Annotated in this window: 16 protein-coding genes; 13 read left to right on the forward strand and 3 right to left on the reverse strand. The window is 70.9% G+C overall.

Features of this window, described 5'->3' with window-relative positions; genetic code table 11:
- Window positions 1–31: 31 nt before the first annotated feature.
- Complete coding sequence (locus BCF44_RS55930) at window positions 32–487, forward strand: DUF7144 family membrane protein (protein ID WP_116178929.1); 456 nt, start codon at window positions 32–34, stop codon at window positions 485–487.
- A gap of 60 nt (window positions 488–547) precedes the next feature.
- Here the strand turns inward: BCF44_RS55930 and BCF44_RS35920 are convergent, their stop codons facing one another.
- Window positions 548–1072 carry a hypothetical protein gene (locus BCF44_RS35920; protein ID WP_116178930.1) on the reverse strand — a complete coding sequence of 175 codons (525 nt, stop codon included), beginning with the start codon at window positions 1070–1072 and terminating at the stop codon, window positions 548–550.
- A gap of 1771 nt (window positions 1073–2843) precedes the next feature.
- Between BCF44_RS35920 and BCF44_RS35930 the strand changes: the two genes are divergently transcribed.
- From BCF44_RS35930 to BCF44_RS35970, 9 genes are all read left to right on the forward strand, one after another.
- A complete protein-coding gene (locus tag BCF44_RS35930; RefSeq protein ID WP_116178932.1) occupies window positions 2844–3092 on the forward strand; it encodes a thiomuracin/GE37468 family thiazolyl RiPP peptide in 249 nt (82 codons plus the stop codon).
- 113 nt (window positions 3093–3205) lie between these two features.
- Window positions 3206–5884, forward strand: a complete 2679-nt coding sequence (locus BCF44_RS35935; RefSeq protein ID WP_116178933.1) for a lantibiotic dehydratase — start codon at window positions 3206–3208, stop codon at window positions 5882–5884.
- Window positions 5885–6865 (forward strand): lantibiotic dehydratase C-terminal domain-containing protein, encoded by a 981-nt coding sequence (locus BCF44_RS35940; RefSeq protein WP_116178934.1) that lies wholly within the window; start codon window positions 5885–5887, stop codon window positions 6863–6865.
- A 3-nt stretch (window positions 6866–6868) separates the two neighbouring features.
- Window positions 6869–7966: a thiopeptide maturation pyridine synthase gene (locus BCF44_RS35945; protein WP_116178935.1), complete on the forward strand. Its 1098-nt coding sequence runs from the start codon at window positions 6869–6871 to the stop codon at window positions 7964–7966.
- Window positions 7963–9348 carry a SagB/ThcOx family dehydrogenase gene (locus tag BCF44_RS35950; RefSeq protein ID WP_116178936.1) on the forward strand — a complete coding sequence of 462 codons (1386 nt, stop codon included), beginning with the start codon at window positions 7963–7965 and terminating at the stop codon, window positions 9346–9348. Before BCF44_RS35945 ends, BCF44_RS35950 begins: the two co-directional genes overlap by 4 nt.
- Window positions 9348–11384, forward strand: a complete 2037-nt coding sequence (locus tag BCF44_RS35955; RefSeq protein WP_116178937.1) for a YcaO-like family protein — start codon at window positions 9348–9350, stop codon at window positions 11382–11384. The genes BCF44_RS35950 and BCF44_RS35955 overlap by 1 nt, the downstream gene beginning before the upstream one ends.
- Window positions 11381–13363, forward strand: a complete 1983-nt coding sequence (locus BCF44_RS35960; RefSeq protein WP_116178938.1) for a TOMM precursor leader peptide-binding protein — start codon at window positions 11381–11383, stop codon at window positions 13361–13363. Before BCF44_RS35955 ends, BCF44_RS35960 begins: the two co-directional genes overlap by 4 nt.
- A gap of 188 nt (window positions 13364–13551) precedes the next feature.
- Window positions 13552–15333 (forward strand): ABC transporter ATP-binding protein, encoded by a 1782-nt coding sequence (locus BCF44_RS35965; RefSeq protein WP_116179136.1) that lies wholly within the window; start codon window positions 13552–13554, stop codon window positions 15331–15333.
- Window positions 15314–17107, forward strand: a complete 1794-nt coding sequence (locus BCF44_RS35970; RefSeq protein ID WP_116178939.1) for an ABC transporter ATP-binding protein — start codon at window positions 15314–15316, stop codon at window positions 17105–17107. Before BCF44_RS35965 ends, BCF44_RS35970 begins: the two co-directional genes overlap by 20 nt.
- A gap of 15 nt (window positions 17108–17122) precedes the next feature.
- On the opposite strand, the gene BCF44_RS35975 is transcribed toward BCF44_RS35970, so the two are convergent.
- On the reverse strand, window positions 17123–17794 hold the full coding sequence (locus BCF44_RS35975) for a TetR/AcrR family transcriptional regulator (RefSeq protein ID WP_116178940.1): 672 nt from the start codon (window positions 17792–17794) through the stop codon (window positions 17123–17125).
- A 100-nt stretch (window positions 17795–17894) separates the two neighbouring features.
- Between BCF44_RS35975 and BCF44_RS35980 the strand changes: the two genes are divergently transcribed.
- From BCF44_RS35980 to BCF44_RS35990, 3 genes are read left to right on the forward strand one after another with little or no spacing between them, the layout of a single operon-like run.
- A complete protein-coding gene (locus BCF44_RS35980; RefSeq protein WP_116178941.1) occupies window positions 17895–20600 on the forward strand; it encodes an MMPL family transporter in 2706 nt (901 codons plus the stop codon).
- Window positions 20600–22561, forward strand: a complete 1962-nt coding sequence (locus tag BCF44_RS35985) for a YhgE/Pip family protein (protein WP_116178942.1) — start codon at window positions 20600–20602, stop codon at window positions 22559–22561. Before BCF44_RS35980 ends, BCF44_RS35985 begins: the two co-directional genes overlap by 1 nt.
- Window positions 22558–23529: an amidohydrolase family protein gene (locus BCF44_RS35990; RefSeq protein ID WP_116178943.1), complete on the forward strand. Its 972-nt coding sequence runs from the start codon at window positions 22558–22560 to the stop codon at window positions 23527–23529. The genes BCF44_RS35985 and BCF44_RS35990 overlap by 4 nt, the downstream gene beginning before the upstream one ends.
- Here the strand turns inward: BCF44_RS35990 and BCF44_RS35995 are convergent.
- Window positions 23519–24139 carry a TetR/AcrR family transcriptional regulator gene (locus tag BCF44_RS35995; RefSeq protein ID WP_116179137.1) on the reverse strand — a complete coding sequence of 207 codons (621 nt, stop codon included), beginning with the start codon at window positions 24137–24139 and terminating at the stop codon, window positions 23519–23521. The genes BCF44_RS35990 and BCF44_RS35995 overlap by 11 nt on opposite strands.
- Between the last annotated feature and the right edge of the window lie 126 nt (window positions 24140–24265).

A 24265-nucleotide genomic window follows, 5' to 3' on the forward strand; every position in this document is an offset into this window, starting at 1 on the left:
GGCAGCGGGCGCCTGGCGGGAAGGGACGGAGATGGCCACCGAAGAGATCGGATCGGGTTGGGTCGTGTTCGCGAGCGTGCTGCTCGTCGTGACCGGCGCGGTCAACGTCGTCGAAGGACTCGTGGCGATGGGCCAGCGCAGCCGAGTGGTCGTCGTGGCGGACCGGTTCTACCTGGTGGACAACACGACCACGTGGGGACTGGTGCTGCTGGTCTTCGGCGCGGTCCTGGTCGCCGTCGGAGCCGGCCTGCTCACGCTGTCGGAGTGGGCGCGCCTGCCCGCGATCGTGATCGTCGGTCTGCACGCCGTCTCGCAGGTCTTCTGGATCGGCGCGTATCCGGTCTGGGCCGTGCTGATGATCGCACTCGACACGGTGCTGTTGTTCGGGTTGACCGCTCGCTGGCCGCAGTCGAGCCGCGGAACGCCGACGCACCACAACCACCCTCGAACCGGCGCGCCGGGTCGGTCCGCGGGCGAACCCGGGTGAACGCGGCGTGGCCTCGGGGGTTCGATCCTGATGAATCCCCGAGGCTGCCTGCTGATCGGGTCAGTTGGTGTTGGCGTAGTCGAGGGTGAACGTCACGCGATCGGTGTTGCTCCCCGACGCGAGCCACGACACCTGGAACGCCGGATCGGTGCCGTTGGCGTCGTAGTCGTTCTTGCCGAAGTACGGGTTCTTCCAGTGCACCTTGACCGGCTTGAAGTTGAGGGTCGGTTCCGCGCAGCCGGCGGTGATGTAGGAGGCGCTTCCCTCGGTTCCCCGGAGGAGCTGGTTCGACTCCGACCCCCATTCGCCGCGGCCTCGCTGGTTGATGGCCACTGGCGGCTCAGTGGTCCACGTGCCACTGTCCAGTCGCATGTCGGTGCGCACCAGTGCGCAGTCCACGTTGCTGGTCAGGGCGACCGTGGTGGAGCGCGCCGCCGCCGGCGCGGCGGGCGGTTGCTGTGCCTGCTGCGCGGCCGATGCCTGGCCGGGCAGCAGGGCCAGGCTCGTCATGGTGAGTGCCGCGGCGAGCACGGACCACGTGGCGGTGGCCAGCTTGCGGCGGCGTGCCGGATGCGTCGAGTTCATGGTGTGGTTCCTCCGTGGGCGACCTTCGACGGTCGCCCTGTGATCGGCGATTGTCGGTCCTGTGCCTTGATGTGAAACGGTGTGAAATCCGTCGTCGAGTCGTGCGATCCAATCACCCCCGCTGGCGTCATCGTGCGCTGCGAAATGAAACCGAATCGAGGAGCTGTGGTCGCCACGACCCGATTCGAATGGCATTCATGGCGATCGTGATTTCACACTGTCGCCTCGCGTCGGTGATCGCAAGAGGCCGCGGCGTGTTTTTTTGTCCACTTCCCGTCGATGGCGCGGTCCGTGTTGTTTGATTGGCGCGGCAATAGGATTTCGAACGTCGCTCGATCCTGGCCCCTTTTGTTGACGAGGATCGATCGGTAACCTGGTGGCGGGGGATGTGTGAGGAATTGAAACGCCTGCCGCCGCGAGCCGGCGCTCGTCTCAGGCGTGGCGGAGAATACGGGCCCGCTCGGCGATCACGGGGCTGAGGAGTCGGATTCGCCGGAGTCGGCGGCGTCCGCCGGGCGGATATCGCCGCGGGCCGTGGCGCTCCGGCTGTGCGGGCGAATCGCGGCCGACTCGCGTGTGCTGATCGAGAAGAGCTGGGAGTCGCTGCCGGACAGGGCGACCGTGTGTGCGGCCTTCCTGGGAATTTCCACGATCTCCGAGACGGCGCCGTGTGTGAGAATTGCGAGACGGTCGCAGTTCGGGGCTGCGCCTGGGAGTCGCCGGAGGAGAGCGTTGACCGCAGTGCGGATGCTGTTCATTTCCTGGTGCCGGGTCGGGGTGCTCCGCTTTTTGTAATCGCGAGGTGCTGAGTGTGGTCGTCGCGTGATACCTGCGGCTTCTGGTCGAACAACCTTGTGGCTCCTTGTCGACAAATCACTGTCGGCGTATTTGCGATGATCAGTTTGCTGGCACGTTTTTACCGACGGAAGGGGCCATCCGGCTGGCCCCCGCGCGTCGTGGCGCCGCGGATGGAGCGGCGAGGCCAGCTCTCGTCGACCTGTCATTCGTCGAGGTGTGCCGCCATGCGTCGCGACGGGCGGGTGACTGTCACCCGTCAGGGTGGGTGTCAGGATCCGGGCTTGGCGAGGATCGCGAGGTGCATCGGACCTGTATCGGCCTCCGGGCTCGGTTGGTTGTTGTCGGCGTGAGAGCGACTGTTCCGATTGCCTCGGCGAGTTCGCGTCAATTCGCGAGGTGTTGCCGGGACTGTGGCCGTGGCTTTGTCCTGCCATTTCGGGTCACGGTGCGCTTCGGTGAACAATCCTGTTCATGTCGACGAGGGTTTGTGGTGCCCGCGGTCACGCACCGCGGTGGTCGAGTCCGTTGTTGTGGACGCGTGTTTGTCGACCCGCCCAATCGGTGTCAACGGCGCGTGGGGCCGGTTTGTGCTGGCCGAGCCGGCATCGGGTGATCTTGGTCTACGCCCCCGGGGCCAGCCAGTTGGCCTCTCACTGGCCGTGATCTTCTTCGTTACAGTCTAATCCGTTCGCTCAGTGGTCAAACGAAAGGTGTGACGCGCCCTTGTCTTGATCGCCTCGCATTCCTCTGTCGGCGCCGTGTCGCCTTCATGTGTATGAGATGGATGCTCGGGTCGGCAGTCGATCCGCGGTGTTGTCGGGCGAGAGGGTGCACCCGGTAGGGCGCCTTCAATTTTGATGGACCGGTTTCTGGGTGGACGGTGGTTGTTCGTTCGCGAGTGTCCGTCCCCGTGGATATTCGGAATGAACGTTGTGGTGACCGTTGAATTCGTGAGAGAGAGGAGTGATTCTCAATGGTAACGGAAAAGGTTCAGTACGCCCTCGGTGACCTGTCGATGGACGTCTTCACCCTGACCGACCGTGGCCTGACCGTCGAGTCGCTGACGGCCGGTCACGGTATGGCCGAGAACGAGGCGTCCAGCTCGTCGCACTGTTCGGGTAGCTGCAGCTGCGGTGGCGGTAGCTGCAGTTGCGGCGACGGCGGCTGGGACGGCGGCTGGGGCTGGGGCGGCGGCCACGGCGGCGGCCACGGCCACTGGTGACGACTAGTCACTAGGACCGCTCACTAGACCCGCGGGTGTCGACGACAGGCGCGTCGTCGACACCCGCGGCTTCCCCGGGAATCGGGGTCACAAGGAGATGGAGGAACACAGCCGTGGTGCTGGCCGCGGGGGCGTTGAACGGAAAGGTCCAGGCACTGAGCCGATACCGGCTGGAGACTCCGCTCGTCGCCCGTGTCACGGGACTGCCGGCGTCGGTGCTCCACGAACTGCGTCTCGAGGAGTCATGGGAGCTGGTCGAGAAGATCATCGACCTCGACCGGGGGCTGGCCGCCGCGGCGGAAGTGCTCGAGCAGGCGCTGTTCGACGCCATCGGGACCCTGTCGGAGTCCCCCGTCAAGCCGCGGGTCGTGGCGTTGCGCCGGGCGATCCACCAGGTGCGGGCGCCACGCAAGGGTGAGTGGAACGAGCAGGTGACGCAGGCGCTGCCGGCCGAGCTCGTCATGGACCTCGAACGCTGGCTGGCCCTGCTGGGGGATCGGGACCGGTGCCGCGCGAGGCTGCCGCAGGCACTTGCCGACGACGTCGAACGCAAACAGGAGCCGCTGCGCCGCGCCTGCGCGCACCCGTTGTTCCAGAACGCGGTGCGCCGGGCCAGCCCGGCGTTGTTCGCGGAGATGCACAAGTGGCTCGCCGACGACGGACGGAGGCTGCGGCGACGCACCCTGGTGGGGGTGGCGCGCTACCTGTCCAGGGCGGCGGCCAAGACCAGTCCCTACAGCACGTTCACCACGAGCCTGCTCGGCGAGTGGACGGACCGGGGGCCCGCGATCGCCGTCATCGGAGACCTGGCGGTGCGCGGGGTGCTCGAACTCGACCGCGGGGTGCTGGGAAGGCTGGTCCGCGAGTTGGTCGGGCGACCGGCCCTCGGAGGCGGCCTGCCCGTGCGTCTCAACCCGAGCGCGCTGGTCACCGACGACTCCGTGACCCTCATCGGGCCCCGCCCGGACGAGTCGATCATGAGAGTGCCGATGTCGCGCGCGCTCGCCGAGTGCCTGCGGATCGCCCGCCAGGAGGGCGACCGCCGGACGGTGGCCGAGCTGGTGGCGCTGCTGGCCGCGCAGACCGGCGCCGATCCGGCTCAGCTGCGCCCGTTCCTCGACCGGCTGGTGGAGATCGGCGTGCTCGAACGCCGGCTCCCGGTCCTCGACCAGTCCGAGCGGCCGTTGGCGGAACTGCTCGCCTGGCTGCGGTCGGCGGGCGCCGAGGACACCGTCGGCCCTGAGGTCGTCGACCTGATCGATCAGCTGCGGGCCGAGCTGGGCCGTCCGTTCACAGCGGACGTTCGGCCCCCCGCCCGGGACGTGCCCGCCGAGCTGGTGAGCGCCGTCGCGGAGCGCCTCGACCTGCCGGCTCCGACGATCGAGCGGATGCGCAAGGCCGCCTCTCACGAGACGTCTATGTTCCCGCACGCCCGGCTGGAGTGCGCCCTGCCGCGGTGGCGGCCCGCGTTGGACGATCTGGATGTCGTGCGGCGCTGGCTGGCGCTGCACGACTGGCTGCTGCCGACCCGGCTGTCCATCGCCAGCTATGTCGGCCGCCGGTTCGGTCCGGGCGCCAGCGTGCCGTTCCTCGTTCTGCACCAGGCGCTCCAGCAAGACCTCCGCCGTCCGAAGGACGAGTGTGAGCCGTGGCTGGCCACGCTGCGTCCGCTGGTTCGGATCAGCGCGCCGCCACCGCCCTCGTACCTGGAACGGTCCGGTGTGCCCCGGATCGAGGAACTGCACCGGCTGCGGGCGCGGTCCTTCGACTTCGTCCTGTCGGCGACGGACGACACGGGCGTGGCCCGGGTCTCCCCGCGGGGCCTGGCCGGGCTGGTCGACAGTTGGCCGTCGTGGGTCACCGAGCCCGGCTCGGTCGCCTGCTACGTGCAGCCATACCTGACCGGCGACGACCTGAGGCTCGCGATCAACATGGTGGGCAGCGGCTACGGACGTGGCCGCAGTCGATGGCTGCGCCTGGCCGCGCAGGCGAGCGGGGCGCAGCCGGCCCGACAGCCGTCGTGGACGCGGGGCACGGATTCCGTGGTCGTCGAGATGTCCGGCGTCTTCGACTACTCGGTCAACCTCCGGGCGCCGCTCGCCCCGTACGAGATCGACTACCCGTTCACCACGAGCGGTCGGCCGGCCGGAGAACGGATCCCGCTGTCCGACCTGACCGTGGTGCACGACGCCGAGACCGACCTGATTCGGCTGCGCTCCAACCGGCTCGGCGTCCATGTGCTGCCGGCCCACCTGGGCATGCTCGGGGACACGCTGCTGCCCCCGGCCGCCCGCCTGCTGTTGTCGGCGTTCGGACCTTCGCACCTGGTGCACTCCGCCTTCGCGACCGTCTATCCGCTCGGTGACGACAGGGCGGGAGTCGCCCGCCGCCTGCCCCGGGTCGAGGTCGGCCGGGTCACCCTCCAACGGGCCCGCTGGTTCGTCCCGCTGGCCGAGGTGCCGGTGCGAGCCGCTGGCGAGGACGACGCGGGTTACCTGCTCCGCATGGTCGGCTGGCTGCGCGCGTCCGGCATCCCGCAGCGCTGCTACGTGCGCGTGATGGATCCCGACTCGGAGTGGCGCAAGCAGTTCTTCTCCAAGGCACGCAAGCCGATGTTCGTGGACTTCGCGAACTTCTTCCTCGGCGCGGCCTTCGAGCACATGCTGAAGGACCGCAGCGGGTTGGTGATCTTCGAGGAGGCGTTGCCGCCGCCCGAAGGCGGGTGCGGGCTCGATCCCGCCGACCCGCGCGTGACGGAGTTCATCATCGAGTTGTCCGCGAGTGAGGTGTGAGTGAGCGGGCATGACTGGGTCAGCGCCCACGTGTTCTACCACGGAGATCTGGACGTTCTGGTCGCCGAGCTGATCTCCCCGCTGACCAGGGAACTGGTGCGGCGGAGGCTGGGGCGGCAGTTCTTCTTCCTGCGTTACTGGGACGGCGGTCCGCACATCCGCCTGCGTGTCCGCCCCGCGCGGGGCCGGTCCGGCGACGAGGTGCGGGAACTCGTCGAGCGACGCTGCGACGAGTACCTGCGACGGCGCCCGTCGCCGGACCGGCTCGACGAGAAGGAGTACGCGCGTTCCGCCGCCCACATGGCGCAGTGGGAGGCGACGACGCCGTTGCCCCGCATGTACCCGAACAACTCGGTGGTGTTCATCCCGTACATGCGCGAGGGCCACCGGTTCGGCGACGGGAAGTCGATCCTCGCCATCGAACGGCATTTCGGCGAGTCGAGCCAGATCGCGCTGGAGATGCTGGCCGCGCGGCCGTCTCCCGACCAGCGAGCGACGCTCGCGTTCTGCCTGATCCTGCTGACGTGGTTCCTGTGCGTGCCGGCGCCGGCCGAGCTGCGGGCGTTTCTGGGTCTGTCCTCCTCCGGGATGACGACGCTGCCGCCGGGATGGGACGCGCAGGCCGTGGGCGAGATGGAGGAGCGCTACCGCCGGCAGCACGAGCGGCTGCACGCGATCGCCGAGCGGATGCGGGCCGCCACCACCGTGCTGCACCTGTTGCCGCACAAGGGCGCGAACACACTGTGGGCACGGTCGGTGACGCGGGCCCGGGATGTGGTCGCGGAGGAGATCGCGCACGGCCGGTTCGCGCCGCGGCGGCCGAGCCGGGCCGCGGCCGTCGACCCCCAGGTCTCGGTGCTGCGGGTGCTCGATCAGTGCGCGCACCTGATGTGCAACCGGATCGGCCTCTCGCTCGGCGGCGAGAGCGCGCTGCGATACCTGGCCGGCCGGACCATCCACGACTTGAACAAGGAGAGGTGAGCCGTGCGGTGGCGCAGCGTGCACGTCTACCACTATGACGACGACAAGACCGACCTCGTCCTGGACGCGGTGCGGCCGGTGTTTCGGGAGCTGCCCGCCGGCGTGCGGGCCTACTACGTGCCGCACTGGCTGAAGGGGCCGCACCTGCGGCTCAATTTCGAGGCCGACCAACGGTTGTACGACGACGTCGTGCTCCCGGCGGTGTTCGAGGTGGTGGGCGGCTATCTCCGTGACCGACCGTCCACCGCGGTCGTCGACCCGCAGCAGTTGCACGCCCAGCACAAGCGACTGGCAGAACTGGAACAGGAGCGTGGCGAACTGTCGCCGCTGCGGCCGGACAACTCCATTCACGAGGCGGACTACGACCAGCGGCTGCACGTGCTCGGCACCACGGCCGCGGCCGACCTGCTGGCCGACTTCTATGTCGACACCACGCCGCTCGCCTTCGACATGACCGAGGCCGTGCGCAACGGCCGGCAACTGCTGCGACTGGGCTTCGACCTGATGGTGGCCAGCGCGCACGCCCTGTCCGGGATCGGCTTCGCCCGGGGGTTCGTGTCGTTCCGTTCGCACTCCGAGGCGTTCCTGTCGTGGATGCCCGAGGGCGAGGGCCTGCGCCCCGCCTGGCAGCGGCACTACGAGCAGCACGCGGACGCGCTGACCGGCAGGGTCCAGGCGGTGCTCGCCACCATCGACACCGCCGGGCCGTGTGTGCCGTTCGTCCGGCCATGGGTGGACGTGATGATGCCGTACTGGCAGCGTGGGGCGGAGCTCATCGAGGCCGACCAGCTGAGGATGTTGGCCGGCCCACGCCCGGACAGCGCGGAGTACGCCGAGCGAATGCGCCGCAGCCCACTGCACCGGGCCCGCAAGGACGTGGTGGTGGACCCGGTCTGGTTCGCCAAATTCCGACTGATGCTCAACTACACCTACCTGCACCTGACGAGGCTGGGGCTGGCGCCCGCCGAGCGCTTCCTGCTGTGCCATCTGGCGGCCAACGCGGCCGAGGACCTCTTCGGGCGGTCGGCCGCCGAGGTCACCCTCCCGGCGCCGGGCGACGGGCCCGATCCACGTGAGCTCGTTCTGCGTGGTGCGAGGTGATCGACGGTCCGACGCACATGACGGTGTCCGAGACCGTGCGGCTGCTCCCCGGGGTGCACTGCGCCGTGGGCGAGGGCGGCGAGGTGTTCCTGGTCGCGCGCCCGCGCAGCGGGTCGCTGGGGCGGCTGACCGCGGAACAGCTCGCCATTCTGCGCCGGCTGGCGACCGCCTGCACCGTGGACGACCTGCTGGACGACGGGCTCACCATGCCGCTGCTGGAACGGTTGCGGTCGGGGGGATGGCTCACGACCACGCTCTGGGGCAACGACAACTCGCCGCTGTACACGTTGCGGCCACGCCGCCGACGGCACGGCGCCGCGCAGAATCCGGTGCCGGACCGTGTCCTGTTGTCCCGCTTCGCCGTGCTGCGCCGCGACGGCGCGGACATGCTCCTCGAGTCGGCCGCGGCCACGTGCGACGTGCACGTCCATGATCCCCGGGTGCTGGCGTTCGTGGCCGGATCGCTGACCCCGATGCCCGGGGCCGATGCCCCCGACCAGCTCTCCCCGGAGGTCGGTCGAAGGCTGGTCGTGGACCTGTGGCGCGAGGGTTTCCTCACGCACCAGCCGGACGCCGAGACCGAGCAGTTGCGACTGGCTCAGTGGAGCGCGCACGAACTGTTGTTCCACCACCACAGCAGCAAGATTCACGGCACCGGCGGCACCTACTGGGCGAGGGGCCGGTTCGCCCCGCTGGCCGGACGCCACCGGCCCTTCGACGGGCCGGCCGTCCCCCTGCCCCAACCGGACCTGGCCCGGCTGCGCGCGACCGACCCGACGCTCACGGCGGCGATCGAGGACCGCCGCTCGGTGCGGGAAGGCGACGAGGACAACCCGCTCACGCTCGACCAACTCGGCGAGTTCCTCTATCGCTGCGCGAGGGTGCGCGGCGTCGGCGAGTACGGCGGTCTGGAGATCTCCGATCGGCCCTACCCGGCCGGCGGCGGCGTGCACGAACTCGAGATCTACCCGGTGGTGCGATCGGTGACCGGGCTGCACGCCGGGCTCTACCACTACGACGCCCACACCCATCGGCTCATCCGCGGGTCGGCGCAGCCGTCCCCGCTGCGCGCGCTGCTGAAGTGGGCCGGCCTGCCACAGGTGCTGTTCGTGGTCACCGCCCGGTTCGGCCGGTTGATGTGGAAGTACGAGGGCACGGGCTACGCCCTGATGCTCAAGCACGTCGGTGTGCTGTACCAGAACATGTACCTCGTCGCGACCGCGATGGGGCTGGCTCCCTGCGCGATCGCGGTGGGCGGCGCCGACTACTTCGCCGAGGCGACCGGTCTGGACCCGATGGCCGAATCGAGTGTCGGCGCGTTCACGCTGGGCAGCCGGCGGCCGCCGTCGTCCACCGACGCCGACGGGGAAGGCAGGTCCTGATGAAACCCCAACTCGCGCGGGACGCGTACTTCGCGCCGGTCCCCGACGGGGTGTACTGGCTCACCAACAAGGGACCGGTCACGCTGACCGGCAAGACCATCGCCGCGTGGATCGACCGGCTGGCCCCGTTCCTCGACGGGCAGCGGTCCCTGGACGAACTCGTCGCGCACCTGCCGGAGGGCCGGGGCGCCTTCGTCAGCGATGTCGTGCGCGCCCTGCACGAGCGCGGGCTCGTGAAGGACGCCGCGGTGCGCGGCCTGCCGCCGGACCAGGTGCTCGCGCCGCACGCGGCCGAGGTGCACTTCATCGACGACTTCGTCGACACCGCCGTCGTGCGGTTCGTCCGGCACCGCAACTGTCCGACGGTGTTGATCGGCGCCGGTCGGAGCCTGGTCGCCTGCGCGGCCGCCGGGCCGCGGTCGGGCATGGACAACGTCACGGTGGTGGTGACGGACGACTGCGCGACCGATCTCGACGAACTCTCGGGCGTGCTCGGGGGCTCCCGCCGCCGCGGGGTCGACCGGCTGCTGGTCGGCGAGCCCGAGCCGGACCGGTTCGAGCGGATGGTCGCCGGCGCCACCGTGGTCGTGCACGTCTCGGACCGCGTCTCCCCGGCCAGGGCCCGGCATCTGACGCGAATCTGCCACCAGAGCGGGACCCTGCTCGTGCAGGTGGTCATGACCGGCGCCGAGGCGTGGATCGGCCCGCTGCCGTCGACGGGCCGCGTCGGCTGGGACGACGCGCGGTTGCGACTGTCGCTGCCGGAGCGGGAGCACGGCGCCGAGCCGCCGACGCCGGACGCCGCCGCGGTGCTGGCCGACCATGTGGTCCACCGCGTGTTTCGGGAGGTGACCGGGCTCGCCGACACCGACGATGTCCGCCCCCGGCTGGCTCGATTCGACCTGACGACCCTGCGCACGACGTACCACCGGGTGCTGCCGCATCCGTTCGCGGGTTCGGCACGGCCGCAGACGGCCGACGAGTTCCGACACACCGTCAACCGGTTGAGCCGTGGACCCCGGCTGGACGAGGAGTCGTTCTCGCGCCGCGCCGCCGAACTCGTCGACGACCGTCTCGGGCCGTTCCGCGCGATCGGTGAGCGGGACTTCGCCCAGCTTCCGCTGCACGTGTCCGAGGTGACCGTCGCGGACCCGGTCAGCCTGCTGGGCGAGGACCGCGAGCCGGTCCCGGTGATCGCCGCCGGCCCGGACTTCGCCGCCGCTCGCTACCGCGCGGCGGTGCGGGCGTTCGCCGTGCACGGGTCGCTGTTCGTCGATCCGCGCCGACTGCTGGCCGCGGCCGGCTCCGACGAGCCGACCGGCCGGGACGACCCCGCCGAGGACCTCGTCGCCCTGACCGCCGGCGACCCGGCCGGCCAGGTGTGGGGATCGCGGCTGACCGACGGCGAACCGTGCGAGGTGCCCGCCGTGGCCGCGTTTCCCGCGCTGCGTTCCCGGTCGGACCGCACCGCCGCGTCCGCCGGGGCCACCGCGGGGTATGACTGGGCCGAGGCCGTGACCGCAGGTGTCGCCGGGCGCTGCCTCGACCTGACCGTCGCCGAACTCGCCGACGCCGACCGGCAGCCACTGTCCGCTGTGGACATCGGATACACGTTCCTCGACGAGATCGGCCAGCGCTACCGTCGGCTGCTGGCGGTGTTCGACACGCCCGTGTGGGTCTACGACGCCACCGGATCGCTCGGCGTGCCCACGTTCGCGTTCTGCCTCGGCGCCGAGACCGTGGCCTACACCAGCGCACCCCGGGTGATCGACGCGCTGCGCGACGGCCTCGAGCAGGTCCTGCTGGCCTGCCAGGCACGCATGCACTCCCAGCACGCCTACGCGCCGCCGCCGGTGCCCCAGCTGCCGCCACGGCTGCGCGGTGACGAGCCCGCCCGACAGCGACAGGACACCGGGCTGCGCAACATGGTCGAGGCGCTGTGCAGCAACGGCTGGATCCCGGTCGCGGTGCCACTCGACCACGATCCCGAGATGAGTCAGGTCATGCCCTACGCCGTACAGGTGGTGCTGCGATGAGTCCTCGGACCCGCATCGGTCTCAGCGGTTCCGGCGCGTTGCACACCGGGATCAGGAGGCTCCTGGCCGACGAGGCCAGGCTCGTGCCGGTCATCGTGGATGACCCGGCCGACGGACTCGACCGGTGCCGGGCACTCGTGCTGGCCAGCGACGCCTGGGACACCCGGGCCCACACCGACGCGCAGGCCGCCTGTGCCGCGGCGGGAGTTCCCTGGCTGCCCGTGTTCACCAGACTCGGGCACGCGGTGATCGGGCCCGTGACGCGTCCCCGCGTGGCGGGCTGCGCGACCTGCGCCGACCTGCGCGGCGCCCGGGCGCGACTGCGAGGGGCGGAGGTCGACGCGGTGTGGGAACGCAACGCCGACGCCTTCGTGAGTCGCCCGTCCTCGTGGCTCACCGCTCTCGGCTCCCATGCCGTCGCCGCGCTGGCGGTCGAGGAGGTGCGGCGGCTGGTCGACGGCTCCGCCCCACCGCGGACCGACAGGGCGGTGCTGCATCTGCACCTGGACGACATCACCGTCACCACGCACAGGTTGCTGCCCGATCCACTGTGCCCGGCGTGCGGTTCCCTGCCCGACGACACGGCGGAGCGGGCCGAGATCACCCTGTGGCCGCGACCGAAGCCGGCGCCGGACACCTACCGGGTGCGGTCGGTCGCCGCCGAGCGCGACGAGCTGATCGGCACGTACGTCGACGCCGAGACGGGTCTGATCCGCACGGTGGACGTGGGTGACGAGGCCGGGGTCGCGGTCGCGGTGGCGGGGATGGGCCTGCGCGGCGGCGGGAACGGGGTGGAGTGGAGTTGGGGGCGCAGCGACAGCTACCGGACCAGCGAGCTGACCGCCGTCCTCGAATCGCTCGAGCGCTGGGGCGGAATGCAGCCCGGCGGGAAGCGGACCACGGTGCGCGCCCGGTTCCCGGACGTCCGCGCGGAAGCCGTCGACCCGCGTTCGCTCGGGCTGTACCCGCCGGAGCGCTACGGGCCGTCGTTCCCGTTCGTCCGGTTCGACGACGACCTGGAGCTGGACTGGGTGTGGGGCTATTCCTTTGCCCGACGCCGTCCCGTGCTGGTGCCCGAGAGCTGTGCGTACTACGGGTTGCACCGGACCAAGCCGCGCGAGCCCAAGATCGCGTTCGAGACCTCCAACGGGTGCGCGTTGGGGGGCTGCCTCGAGGAGGCCATCCTCCACGGGATCCTGGAGGTCGCCGAACGCGACGCCTTCCTGATGACCTGGTATGCCCGGATGGGGGTGCCCCGGATCGACCTGGACTCGGCCCGTGACCGACGGATCCCGTTGCTGCGCCAGCGGATCGAGGACGAGACCGGGTGGCGGATCCTCGCCTTCGACACCACCGTCGAGCAGCGGATCCCGTGCGTGTGGCTGCTGGCGGTGAACGCGCCGGGCAGCGGCGACGAGGCCAAGACAGTGTCCACCGGTGGGGCGCACCTGGAGCCGGAACACGCGCTGCGCAACGCCCTGTTCGAGCTGGGGCCGGTCATGAGCGGCCTCAACCGGACGTACCTCGACAACGCCGATCGCGCGCGGCGGATGGCCGAGGACTCGTCGCTGGTCCACCGGATGACCGACCACTCGCTGCTGTACGCCAGCCCGGCGGTGTTCGACCGCTTCGACTTCCTGATGGCCTCGACGGGCCGGCGCACGGTCGCGGAGATGGCCGGCGCCCGTCCGCCGGCCCGCAACGTCGACCTGACCAGCGACCTGATCGACATGGTGGGGCGCTACCTCGACACCGGGCTGGACGTCGTCGTCGTGGACCAGACGACGCCGGAACACCGGATCGGCGGGTTCAGCTGCGTCAAGGTGATCATCCCGGGCACCCTGCCGATGACCTTCGGGCACGAGTTCCGCCGGGTGCACGGCCTGCCCCGGCTGCACCGTGTCCCGCACGCGCTCGGCTACCGGGACGCGCCGCTGCCGCCCGAGAAGGTCAACCCGTATCCGCACCCGTTCCCGTAGCGCCTGCCGTTCGGATCTGCGGAGGGAGCTCTGACCCTCCCTCCGCACACCCGAGCATCGCTTTCACACAGTGCAGCCGCGCGGTGACGGTCGATTGACCGGGTCGGGAACGTGTGGTGTGCTCGACCGCGGCCCGCTGGCGGGACGGTATGCACTGGTAAGAGGCTCTGGGGGGCAGGGTGCGAGTGGTGTTCAGCCGCGTGCGCGAGCGCGAGGACTTGCAGTTCTTCGCCGCGTTGCGTGAGGCGCACCGCCCGCTGGCGACCGCGTGGTGGGCGCTCGTGGTGCTGCGTGGCGTGATGCCGGCGTTGTTCTCGGTCGCGATCGGCGGCCTCGTCGCCTCGGTCGGGCACGAGGGGCTGGGCATCGCGCTGGCGGCGGTGGGCGTGGTGTTCGTGATCAGCCAGGTGCTGGCCCCGCTGCACGGCCAGGTCGGCACGAGCCTGGGCAGCCACGTGTCGTCGTGGCTGAACGACCGGCTGATGGACGCGACGGTGGCGCCGCCGGGAACGGCGCACCTGGAGTCAGCGGAACTCTCCGACGACCTGACCGCGGCGCGGGACTTCGAGCTGGGGCTGACCGGGCCGCCGATGTCGCTGGCGATGGGGTTCATCGCCGAGGGCCTCATCGAGCTGGTGGCGGGCCTCGGCCAGGTGCTGCTGCTGTTCGGCTACCACTGGTGGGCGGCGGTCCTGGTCGGCGCGGCCTGGGCGTCGACGCACTGGCTGCTGCGCAAGAGCACCGTGTGGGACCGCGCCACGGGCGAGGTGCAGGAGGCGCAGCGCCACGCGGAGTACTCGTACCGACTGGCGATGGACGCGCCGGCGGCCAAGGAGTTGCGTGTCTTCGGCCTTTCCGAGTGGACGGTCGCGCGCTTCACACGCAGCCGCCGGCTGCTGGTGGACCGCCGATTCGAGTCGACCAGGCTGCGCCGGGGTCCGTTGGCGGCCGCGATCGGCCTGCTCGTCGTGGTCAACGGCCTGGTCTTCTGGCGGCTGGCGGCGGACGCGGCGGCCGGCGCGGTGGGACTGGCCCAGGTGGTGGTCTTCGTCCAGGCCGCGATCGGCGCCGGCGCGCTGGCGTTCGGCGGCCTGAACTGGGCGCTGCCGCACGCGGCCGGCGCGGTCGCGGCGATGCGCAAGGTGCACGACCGCATGGCCGAGGTCGGCGCGCTGCCCGCCGGCGACCGCCCGGCCACCGGCATGCCGGCGGGGAAGCTGCGGTTCCGCAACGTCGGGTTCCGCTACTCCCCGGACGGAAAGCCGGTGTTGGACGGGCTGGACCTGACGGTGCCGGCCGGATCGTCGCTGGCGGTCGTCGGCGTGAACGGCGCCGGCAAGACCACGTTGGTCAAGCTGCTGTGCCGGCTCTACGACCCCACCGAGGGCGCGATCGAGGTCGACGGCGTGGACCTGCGCGAGCTGGACGTGGCCGGCTGGCGGGAGCGGATCACCGCGGTCTTCCAGGACTACGTCCGCTACGAGTGGCCGCTGCGGGACAACGTCGCGCCCGGGGGCGGTTCCGACGAGGACGTGGTCGCCGCGCTGGAACTGGCCGGCGCGGGGCACTTCGCGGGCCTGGACACCATCCTCGCCACGGGATACGACGGCGGGACGGACCTGTCCGGCGGGCAGTGGCAGCGGGTGGCGCTGGCCCGCGCGCTGCACGCGGTCGGGGCCGGCGCCGGCGTCGTGGTGCTGGACGAGCCGACGGCGCAGCTGGACGTCCGCGGCGAGGCCGAGATCTTCGAACGGATCCTCGCCGCCACTCGCGAGTGCACGACGATCCTCATCTCCCACCGGTTCTCCACCGTCCGGCACGTGGACCGCATCTGCGTGCTGGAGGACGGCAAGGTGGTCGAGCTCGGCTCGCACGACGAGCTGATGGCGCTGGGCGGCCGCTACCGGACGATGTTTGACCTTCAGGCGTCCCGCTTCGAGGAGGAGCCCGATGGCCTCGCCCTCAACTGAACTGCCCTCGTCGCTGCGGTCGCTGTGGCGGTCGCTGGTGCTCGGCTACCGGGCGGAACCGCTGCTGCTGGTCGTCGGCTTCGTGACGACGGTTGCCGCCGCGTTGCCGGACGCGCTGTTCGCGCTCGGGCTCAAGCTGCTGGTCCAGGCCATGGCGGACCGCGCGGGCGACACCATCGTGCTGGCCGCCCTGCTGCTGGCGGCACTGAGCACCGCCACCTGGCTGCTGAGCGTGGCCAGCGACCGCACCGACCTGCGGCTGGCCGAACGCACGGCGGTGCACATCGAGTCGTACGTGGCCAGGTTGCAGTCCTCGGTGCCGACCATCGAGCACCACGAGCGGGCCGAGTACGTCGACCGGCTGGCGCTGCTGCGCGACCACGCCAGCGCCCTGAGCCAGATCTACCGGTCGGTCTTCCGGACTGCGGGTTCGGTGGTGCGGCTGGTGGTGGTCATCGGCCTGCTGATGTCCGTGCAGCCGATACTGGGCCTGCTCGTGCTGTTCGCGCTGCCCACCGTGCTGGTCTCCAACCGGCGGGGCGCGGTGGAGAAGAGGGTCGAGGAGCAGGGCGCCCAGGGGCGCCGGCTGGCGCGGCATCTGTTCGTGCTGGGCGCGACCGCCGCACCGGGCAAGGAGATCCGCGTCGGTGGACTGGGGGAGCGGCTGCGCGGCGGCCGGCGCGCGGCATGGGACCAGGGATACCTGCCGCTGGCGCGGGCGCGGTGGATCAGCTTCTGGTGGCTCGCGGCGGCATGGGCGATCTTCGCCGCGGCGTTCGTCGGCGCGGTGGCTGTGGTGGCGACCGGCGACGGTGCGACGGCCGGAAGCGTCGCGCTGGTGCTGACGGCGGGCACGCGGCTGTCCGCCTACGTCGGTCAGACCGTCAACGAGGTGCACTTCCTCCGCACGATCTGGCTCGACGCCTCTCGACGGATGGTGTGGCTGGAGGACTTCGCCGCCGCGCACTCGCTCGCGGCCGATCTGCCGGTGCCGACGGCGCTCACCGACGGCATCGAGTTCAAGGACGTCACGTTCCGCTATCCCGGCGCGGAACGCGCGGTGTTGCGGAACATTGATCTGCGCCTGCCGGCGGGCAAGGTGGTCGCCGTGGTCGGGGAGAACGGCGCGGGCAAGTCCACATTGGTCAAACTGCTGTGCCGCTTCTACGACCCGTCGTCCGGACGGATCACCGTGGACGGCGCCGATCTGACCCGGATCCCCGCGGACGGCTGGCGAGACCGGTTCGCCGGCGCGTTCCAGGACTTCATGCGGTTCGAGTACCCGGTCCAACACGCCGTGGGGATCGGCGACCGGGACCGCATGGACGACCGGGCAGCGGTCGAGGTCGCCGCGGGCCGTGCCGGCGCGGTGGACATCGTCGATGGCTTTCCCGACGGCTATGACACCCAACTCGGGGTGACATGGCGGGACGGCGTGGAGGTGTCGTTCGGACAGTGGCAGCGGCTGGCGCTGGCCCGCGGGTTCATGCGGGACGCGCCGCTGCTGCTGGCACTCGACGAGCCGACGGCGGCGATCGACGCCGAGACCGAGCATGCCCTGTTCGAGCGGTACGCCGACGCGGCCCGCGCCGAAGCCGGCTCGGGTCGGATCACGGTGTTGGTGTCCCACCGCTTCTCCACGGTTCGGATGGCTGACCTCATCGTCGTGCTCGACGGCGCGCACGTGGCCGAACAGGGAACGCATGACGAGTTGATGGCGCGCGGCGGCAAGTACGCGGAGCTCTACGGCATTCAGGCCGCCGCCTACCAGTAGACGGGGCGAACGCGGTCAGCCGTCGGCCGGCGCGACGAGGGCGGTCAGCAGGCGGGGGAGCACCTGCGTGAGGTAGCGATTGTCGGCGGTGTCGGGGAGTTCGTCGAGGATCGCCTGTTCGAGCATGGTCTCGTACAGCCTGACGATGGTGATGACGGCGCTGTGCGGCTCGACGGTCAGCCGCAGGCCCAGTCGGCCGAGGAGGTCGAGGAGGATCTGGGCGAGGGCGTCGTGAAAGCGGCGCTCGGCGGCGGCGGTCGGGGCGCGCAGGTCGGACTGGCGCAGGGCCTGGGCGCGGAACTCAAGGTTGAGCAGGTACCAGGTCTCGTCCGCGGTGAGCGACTCCATGAACAGGACGCCGGCGTCCTGGAGCACGCGGGTGACGGCATCCGGGGACGTCGGATCGACCGCGGCGGTGGCCTCGGCGACGGCGGCGCGCAGCCGGGTGGTGCGCTCCTGCGTCTGCACCTCGTAGACGGCGAGGAACAGCTCCTCCTTGCTGGCGAAGTTGGAGTAGAAGGCGCCGCGGGTGAAGCCGGCGCGGTCGCAGATGAGTTCGACCGGCGCGTCGCGGATGCCCATCTCGGTGAAGACGTCGTATGCCGCCTCGACGACCCGCCGCCGGGTCTCCGCGCGCCGCCGGGTCATGCCCTTCGGGCTGCCGAGATCCGCCCCGCTGGTCGTCATGCGGTCACCTTACTTACCCGGAGGAGTGACGGGATGCACTTCGCATCGGATACATCGTGTATTACGATACATGGTGCATCCAACGTGGTCAGGAGGCCTCGTGTCGTCGTTCCTCTACCGGCTCGGCCGTGCCGCGGCCCGAGCGCGCGTGCTCGTCCTCGCGCTGTGGGTCGCGGTCCTGGCCCTGACCGGCGGCGCCGCGCTGGTGTTCAACCACGGCACCGACGACACGTTCGCCATTCCCGGCTCGGAATCGCAGGACGCGCTGGATCACCTCGGACGGGTCTTCCCCGAGGTCAGCGGCACGTCGGCGCAGCTGGTGCTCGTCGTTCCCTCGGGTGCGGCGGCCGACACCCCGCGGATCCGGACCGCGGTGGCGCAGGCCGTGACGAAGATCGGGAAGCTCGACCAGGTCGCCACGGTGGTGAACCCGTTCGACGCGAGCGTCCACGGCGCGGTGTCGGGTGACGGCCGGGCCGCGCTGATCGCGGTGCCGTTGAAGGTGCAGCTCGCCGCCGTCGATCCGGCCACCAGGACCAGGCTCGCCGCGATCGCCGAGGACCTGGGGACGGAAGCCGGAGCGAAGGTGTACACCGGCGGCGACGCGTTCTCCGACCGGGTGCCGAAGCTCAGTCCCACCGAGGGCATCGGCCTGGTCATCGCGCTGCTGGTGCTGGTGCTGATGTTCCGCTCCCTGATCGCGGCGGTCATGCCGCTGGTCACCGCGGTCCTCGGGGTCGGCGTCGCGGTCGGGCTGATCTACCTCGCCACCCTGATCGCGCCGATCTCCTCGACCGCGCCGATGCTGGCGGTGATGATCGGGCTCGCGGTCGGCATCGACTACGCCCTGTTCCTGCTCTCGCGGCATCGTGACCAGCTCGCCGACGGCCTCGACGTCGAGGAGTCGATCGCCCGCGCCACCGCCACCGCCGGATCGGCGGTCATCTTCGCCGGCCTCACCGTCGTCATCGCCCTGCTCGGGCTGTCGGTGGCCGGCATCCCGTTCCTGACCACCATGGGCATCGCCGCCGCGGTCGCGGTCGCCCTCGCCGTCGGCATCGCCGTCACGCTCGTCCCGGCGCTGATGTCCTTCGCGGGCAAGCGATTGACGCCACGGGTCCGGAAGCCGCGGCGCAAACCCCGTCGCCGTCCTCAGATCGCCCGTTGGTGGGTCCGCACCGCAACCAAGGCGCCGCTGGTCACCGTGCTCGTCGTCGTCGCCGGGCTGGCGATCTGCGCGATCCCCGCCACGAGCCTGCGGCTGGCGTTGCCGGACAACGGAACCGAGGCGCAGGGCAGCCCCGCACGTGACACGTACGAGGTCGTCGGCGAACACTTCGGTCCCGGCTACAACGGCCCGTTGATCGTCACCGCGGACATCATCACCAGCACCGATCCCGTCGGACTGGTGAACAAGATCGCCGACGAGATCCGACGGCTCCCCGGCGTCGCCTCGGTGCCGCTGGCCACCCCGAACCCCAAGGGCGACACCGGAATCATCCAGGTCGTCCCCACGACCGCACCGGACTCCGCGCAGACCGACGACCTGGTGTCGCGGCTGCGGGGGCAGGAGCAGCACTTCCTCGACGTCCACGGCACGCGGACGGCGGTCACCGGCATCACCGCCGTCGGCATCGACGTCTCCGCCAAGCTCGGCAATGCCCTGCTGCCGTTCGGGATCCTGGTCGTCGGGCTCTCGCTGATCCTGCTGGCGATGGTGTTCCGGTCGATCTGGGTGCCGATCAAGGCCACGGCCGGCTACCTGCTCTCCGTCGCCGCGGCCTTCGGCGCGACGTCCTTCGTGTTCGTGCAGGGCCACCTGGCGGGCGTCCTCAACGTGACGCACACCGGCAGCGTGATCAGCTTCCTGCCGATCATCCTCATGGGTGTCCTGTTCGGACTCGCCATGGACTACGAGGTGTTCCTGGTGTCCCGCATGCGGGAGGACTTCGTCCAGCACGGCGATCCGCGCCGCGCGATCGAGTCCGGCTTCGTCTCCGCCTCCCGCGTGGTGGTCGCCGCCGCGGTGATCATGTTCGCGGTCTTCGCCGCGTTCGTCCCCGACGGCAGCGCCACCATCAAACCCATCGCCTTCAGCCTGGCGATCGGCGTCTTCGTCGACGCGTTCATCGTGCGGATGACCCTGGTGCCCGCGGTGCTGGCGTTGCTGGGCCGCCGCGCCTGGGGCCTGCCTCCGAAACTGGACCGGATGCTGCCGGTGTTCGACGCCGAGGGAGACGCCCTCGCGCACGAACTGCGGCTCGCCGAGTGGCCCGCCCCGGGTAGCGCCGAGGCCGTCAGCGCCGCCGCGCTCCGGCTGGAGGACGACCGGGGCCGCCCGGCCTACACCGACATCGACCTGCACCTGCCGGCCGGGGAGGTCCTCGTGCTGCACGGTGTCGGCGCCTGCGGCAAGACCGCCCTGCTGTACACCCTCGCCGGGCGCGTCACCAAGTTCACCGGCGACCTCAAGGTGCTCGGACGCGTTCTGCCCCAACACACTCATGCCCTGCGCCGAGATGTCGCGGTCGTTCCGTGCCGCGACACAACGGATCCGGCCCGGCAGATCGCCGATGCCCTCGCCGGCGACGCCGCGCTCGTCGTCGTCGACGACATCGATCTGGTGCTCCGTACCGACGTTCGCGATCAGGTGCGTGCGTTGCTCGCCGAGCGCCGCAGCTGTTCCGCCGGGACCGCGACGTTCGTGGTGACCTGTCAGGACCCCGAGCGTATCCGGGACCTCATGCCCGCCCGGGCCACCCATCTGCACGTCCTCACCGCCGCTCAGCCCGTCGAGGTCTCCTGATGCTCAAGCCGTTCGCCAACTCCGCCCGCGCCCTGGCCTCCGGACCGCTCACCTGGCGCACCTGGACCGGCCTGATCGCCGTCCCGATCATCGTGATGGGCCTGCTGACCTGGGCGTTCTGGACACCGGAAACCAACCACGGCACCGCCAGGGCCGCCGTGGTCAACAACGACGAACCCGTGCACGTCAACGGCCAGACCATCCCGCTCGGCCGCCAGCTCGCCGGCGACCTCACCCACAGCGGCGACTCCGCCTACACCTGGGTGCTCACCGACGCCGCCGACGCCGCGTCCGGCCTCGCGGACGGCAGCTACGCCGCGACGGTGACCATCCCGGCGGACTTCTCCGCCCGCGCCACCTCGGCCGCCACCGGCAATCCCCTCGACGCCCGGCAGGCACAGGTGCAGGTGCGGACGTCCGACGCCGCCGGCGTCACCGATCCGGGCCTCGCGGACCACGTCGCCCAAGCAGCCCAGCGGACCCTGAATCGGCAGATCGTCCAGACGTACCTGGACAACGTGTACGTCGGCTTCACGACCATCCACCGGCAGGTCGGCCAAGCCGCGGACGGCGCGGCCCGGCTCGCCGACGGCACCGCTCAACTGGCCGGCGCCGCGGGCCAGCTGGCTACCGGCGCCGACCAGCTCGCCGACGGAACCGCCCAGCTCGCCGACGGCTCCGGCCAGCTGTCGGCGGGGCTCACCCAGGCCCAGCGCGACACCGCGCAACTGCCGGCGCTCACCCGTCAGCTCGCCGCCGGCGCCGACGAGGTCGCCGACGGCAACGAACAGCTCGCCGCCACCGTCGTGCCGCTGGCCGACCGCATCATCGCCGCGATCGACTCCGTTCCCTCGGCCGGCAGCGCCGCCAAGCAGTTCCAGCAGCTCGCCGACGACTGCACCGGCACCGCCGCCTTCTGCGGCGAGCTCCGGCAGACCGCGGACCGGTTCACCACCGACGCGGGGAAGATCGACGGTGTCAAGGCTGCGGTCCGCGCCAACGCCGTCAAGGTGCGTGACTCGGTCCAGGCGCTGGCCACCGGCGCCCGCCAGGTCGCCGACGGCAACACCCAGCTGGCCGCCAAGTCCGCGGAGCTGGCCGCCGGGATCGCGTCCGCCGCCGCCGGTGCCCGCCGGCTCGACAGCGGGGTGCGCGAGGCGAACTCGGGCTCCCACCGGCTGGCCGGCGGCGCCGGGCAGCTGAGGGACGGCGTCACCAAGGTCGACGCCGGTGCGCACGAGCTCGCGGATCAGCTGAACAAGGGCCGTGACCAGGTGCCGGCCTACACGGACGCCGAACGTGCGCACCTCAAGACCGTCGCGGCCGATCCCAGCACCGCCACGACCGATGGCACTCCGGTCGGCACCTTGGCCCTCACTCTGTTCGCGGCCTTGGCCTTGTGGGCACTGGCGCTGGCCACGTACATGGTGACGCGAGCCGTCCCGCATGCGGTACTCACCGCGCGGGAACCCACCTGGCGCATCATCCTGCGCGCCGCCATCCCGGGGGCGACCGCGGCCGGCCTCGCGGCGCTCGCCATCACCGCGGTCGCCGTCCCCGTCCTGAGGCTCGGATTCGTCGGCAGTATTGGGTTCCTGCTGATCGCGCTGCTGGCCGCCGCCGCGTTCGTCGCCCTCAACCAGGCGGCCACGGCGATCTTCGGCCGCGCCGGGCGGCTCGCGTCCCTGGCCGTCCTCGTGCTCGTCGGAGCGACCGGCATCGTCTCCACGCTGCCGAGCCCCCTCTACGCCCTCGCCGACTACCTGCCCACGCAAGGCGCGGTGCTCGCGCTGCGTGCCGCCGCCACCGACGGCACCGGCCTCACCGCCGGCGTCGTCCACCTTGCCGCCTGGCTCCTCGTCGGCGCCCTCGTCTCGATCCTGGTCACCGACCGCCGCCGCTACCTGTCGGCCAGGAACGTGCGGCTGACTCCGTTCTACGGAAGGGAAAACCTCGCATGAGCCGCGCCCAGCGCATCGACACCCACCAGCACCTCGTGCCGCCCCGTTACGCGGAATGGATGCACGAGAAGGGAATCCGGCCCGGCGGCGTGGACTTGCCCACGTGGTCGCCGTCGGCCGCGCTGAAGTTCATGGACGGCCACGGGATCGGCACCGGCATCCTGTCGCTGTCCACACCGGGGGTCTACTTCGGCGACGTCGCCGAGGCGCGCCGCTGGGCCCGTGACGTCAACGAGTACACCGCCTCCGTGGTCGCGGACCGCCCGGACCGCTTCGGGTTCTTCGCCACCCTGACCCTGCCCGACGTCGATGGCGCGCTCGCCGAAGCCGAGTACGCGCTCGACGCCCTGCACGCCGACGGAATCGTGCTGCTGGCCAACAACGACGGCCGCTACCTCGGTGATCCCGGTTTCGAGCCGCTGCTGAAGTTCTTGCACGACAGGCAGGTCGCGGTGTTCATCCATCCCGGCGAGCTGCCAGGCCCGGAGGTGCCCGGCATTCCCACGTTCACCGCGGACTTCCTGCTCGACACCACCCGCACGGCGATCAGCCTCATCCTGTCGGGGGCGATGGCGAAGTATCCGGGCATCAAGTTCATCCTCGCGCACGCCGGCGGGTTCGTGCCCTACATCTCCTACCGCATCCTGCTCACGATGATGAGCACCAAGAACAAGGCGCAGCAGGCGTGGACGCTGCTCGACCAGAAGCACCAGGTGCCCAAGCAGCTCGCCGTGCTGCGCCAGTTCTACTACGACATCGCGCTGTCGGCGTCGCCCGCGGCGCTGCCGAGCCTGCTCGAGGTGGCCGACCCGGACCACATCACCTACGGCAGCGACTTCCCGTTCGCGCCCGCGCCGGCGGTGGGCTTCATGAACAAGACGTACGAGAAGTACCCGCTGGGCGACGAGCTGCGCGCCGCGATCGACCGCGGCAACTCCGAGAACCTCTTTCCCCGCCTCAAGAGCTGAGCCGCGCCGCCAGGTCGAACAGCGCCAGGGCGTGCAGCTCGAACAGGCGGACCAGGTCCACCCCGTCGCCGCCGATCTCCTTCGCGACGAACAGCCCGTCGGCGCCGGCCAGGGCGTACGTGGTCAGCAGCTGGACGGCGGCGGGGTCCAGGCCGGGCATGAATTCGGCGAACATGTCCGCGACGCGCCGGTGGGCGAATTCGCGCACCTGGAGGAACATCGTTCGAGCGCTGGGTTCCTCGGGGCGGCGCTCGAGGGTGAGCATGAGACCCAGGCGCAGGAAGTCGGGTGCCTCGAGCAGCGCCGTCGCGACCTGCTGGGCCAGCATGGTCACCCGCGCCATCGGCGTGCCGGCCGAGTCGTCGGGCAGGGTCAACGCGGCCAGCCAGCGTCCGAAGCTGCGCTCGATGACCGCGGCGATGAGGTCGTCCTTGTCCTTGAAGTGCCAGTAGATCGAGCTCGCCGGCAGCCCGCATCTCTTGCTCACCAGCGCGATGCTCGTGCCCTCGTAGCCGCGTTCGCCGGCCACCTCGACGGTGGCGTCGAGGATCCGGCGGCGGGACTCCTCGCCGTTCGCGCGCCGGCGTCGCGTGTTGCGGTCGTCGTCCACGTCCACCTCCGCTTGCTGTAGCGAACATTACAGGAAGGGTTGACCGCTCGGCGGGCGAGGCTTACCGTAGCGATCGTTACAACTGTAGTGATCGCTACAGGAAAGCGGACTCACCGTGGAGGCCCC

It is taken from the genome of Kutzneria buriramensis (assembly GCF_003387475.1).
Lineage (GTDB): Bacteria > Actinomycetota > Actinomycetes > Mycobacteriales > Pseudonocardiaceae > Kutzneria > Kutzneria buriramensis.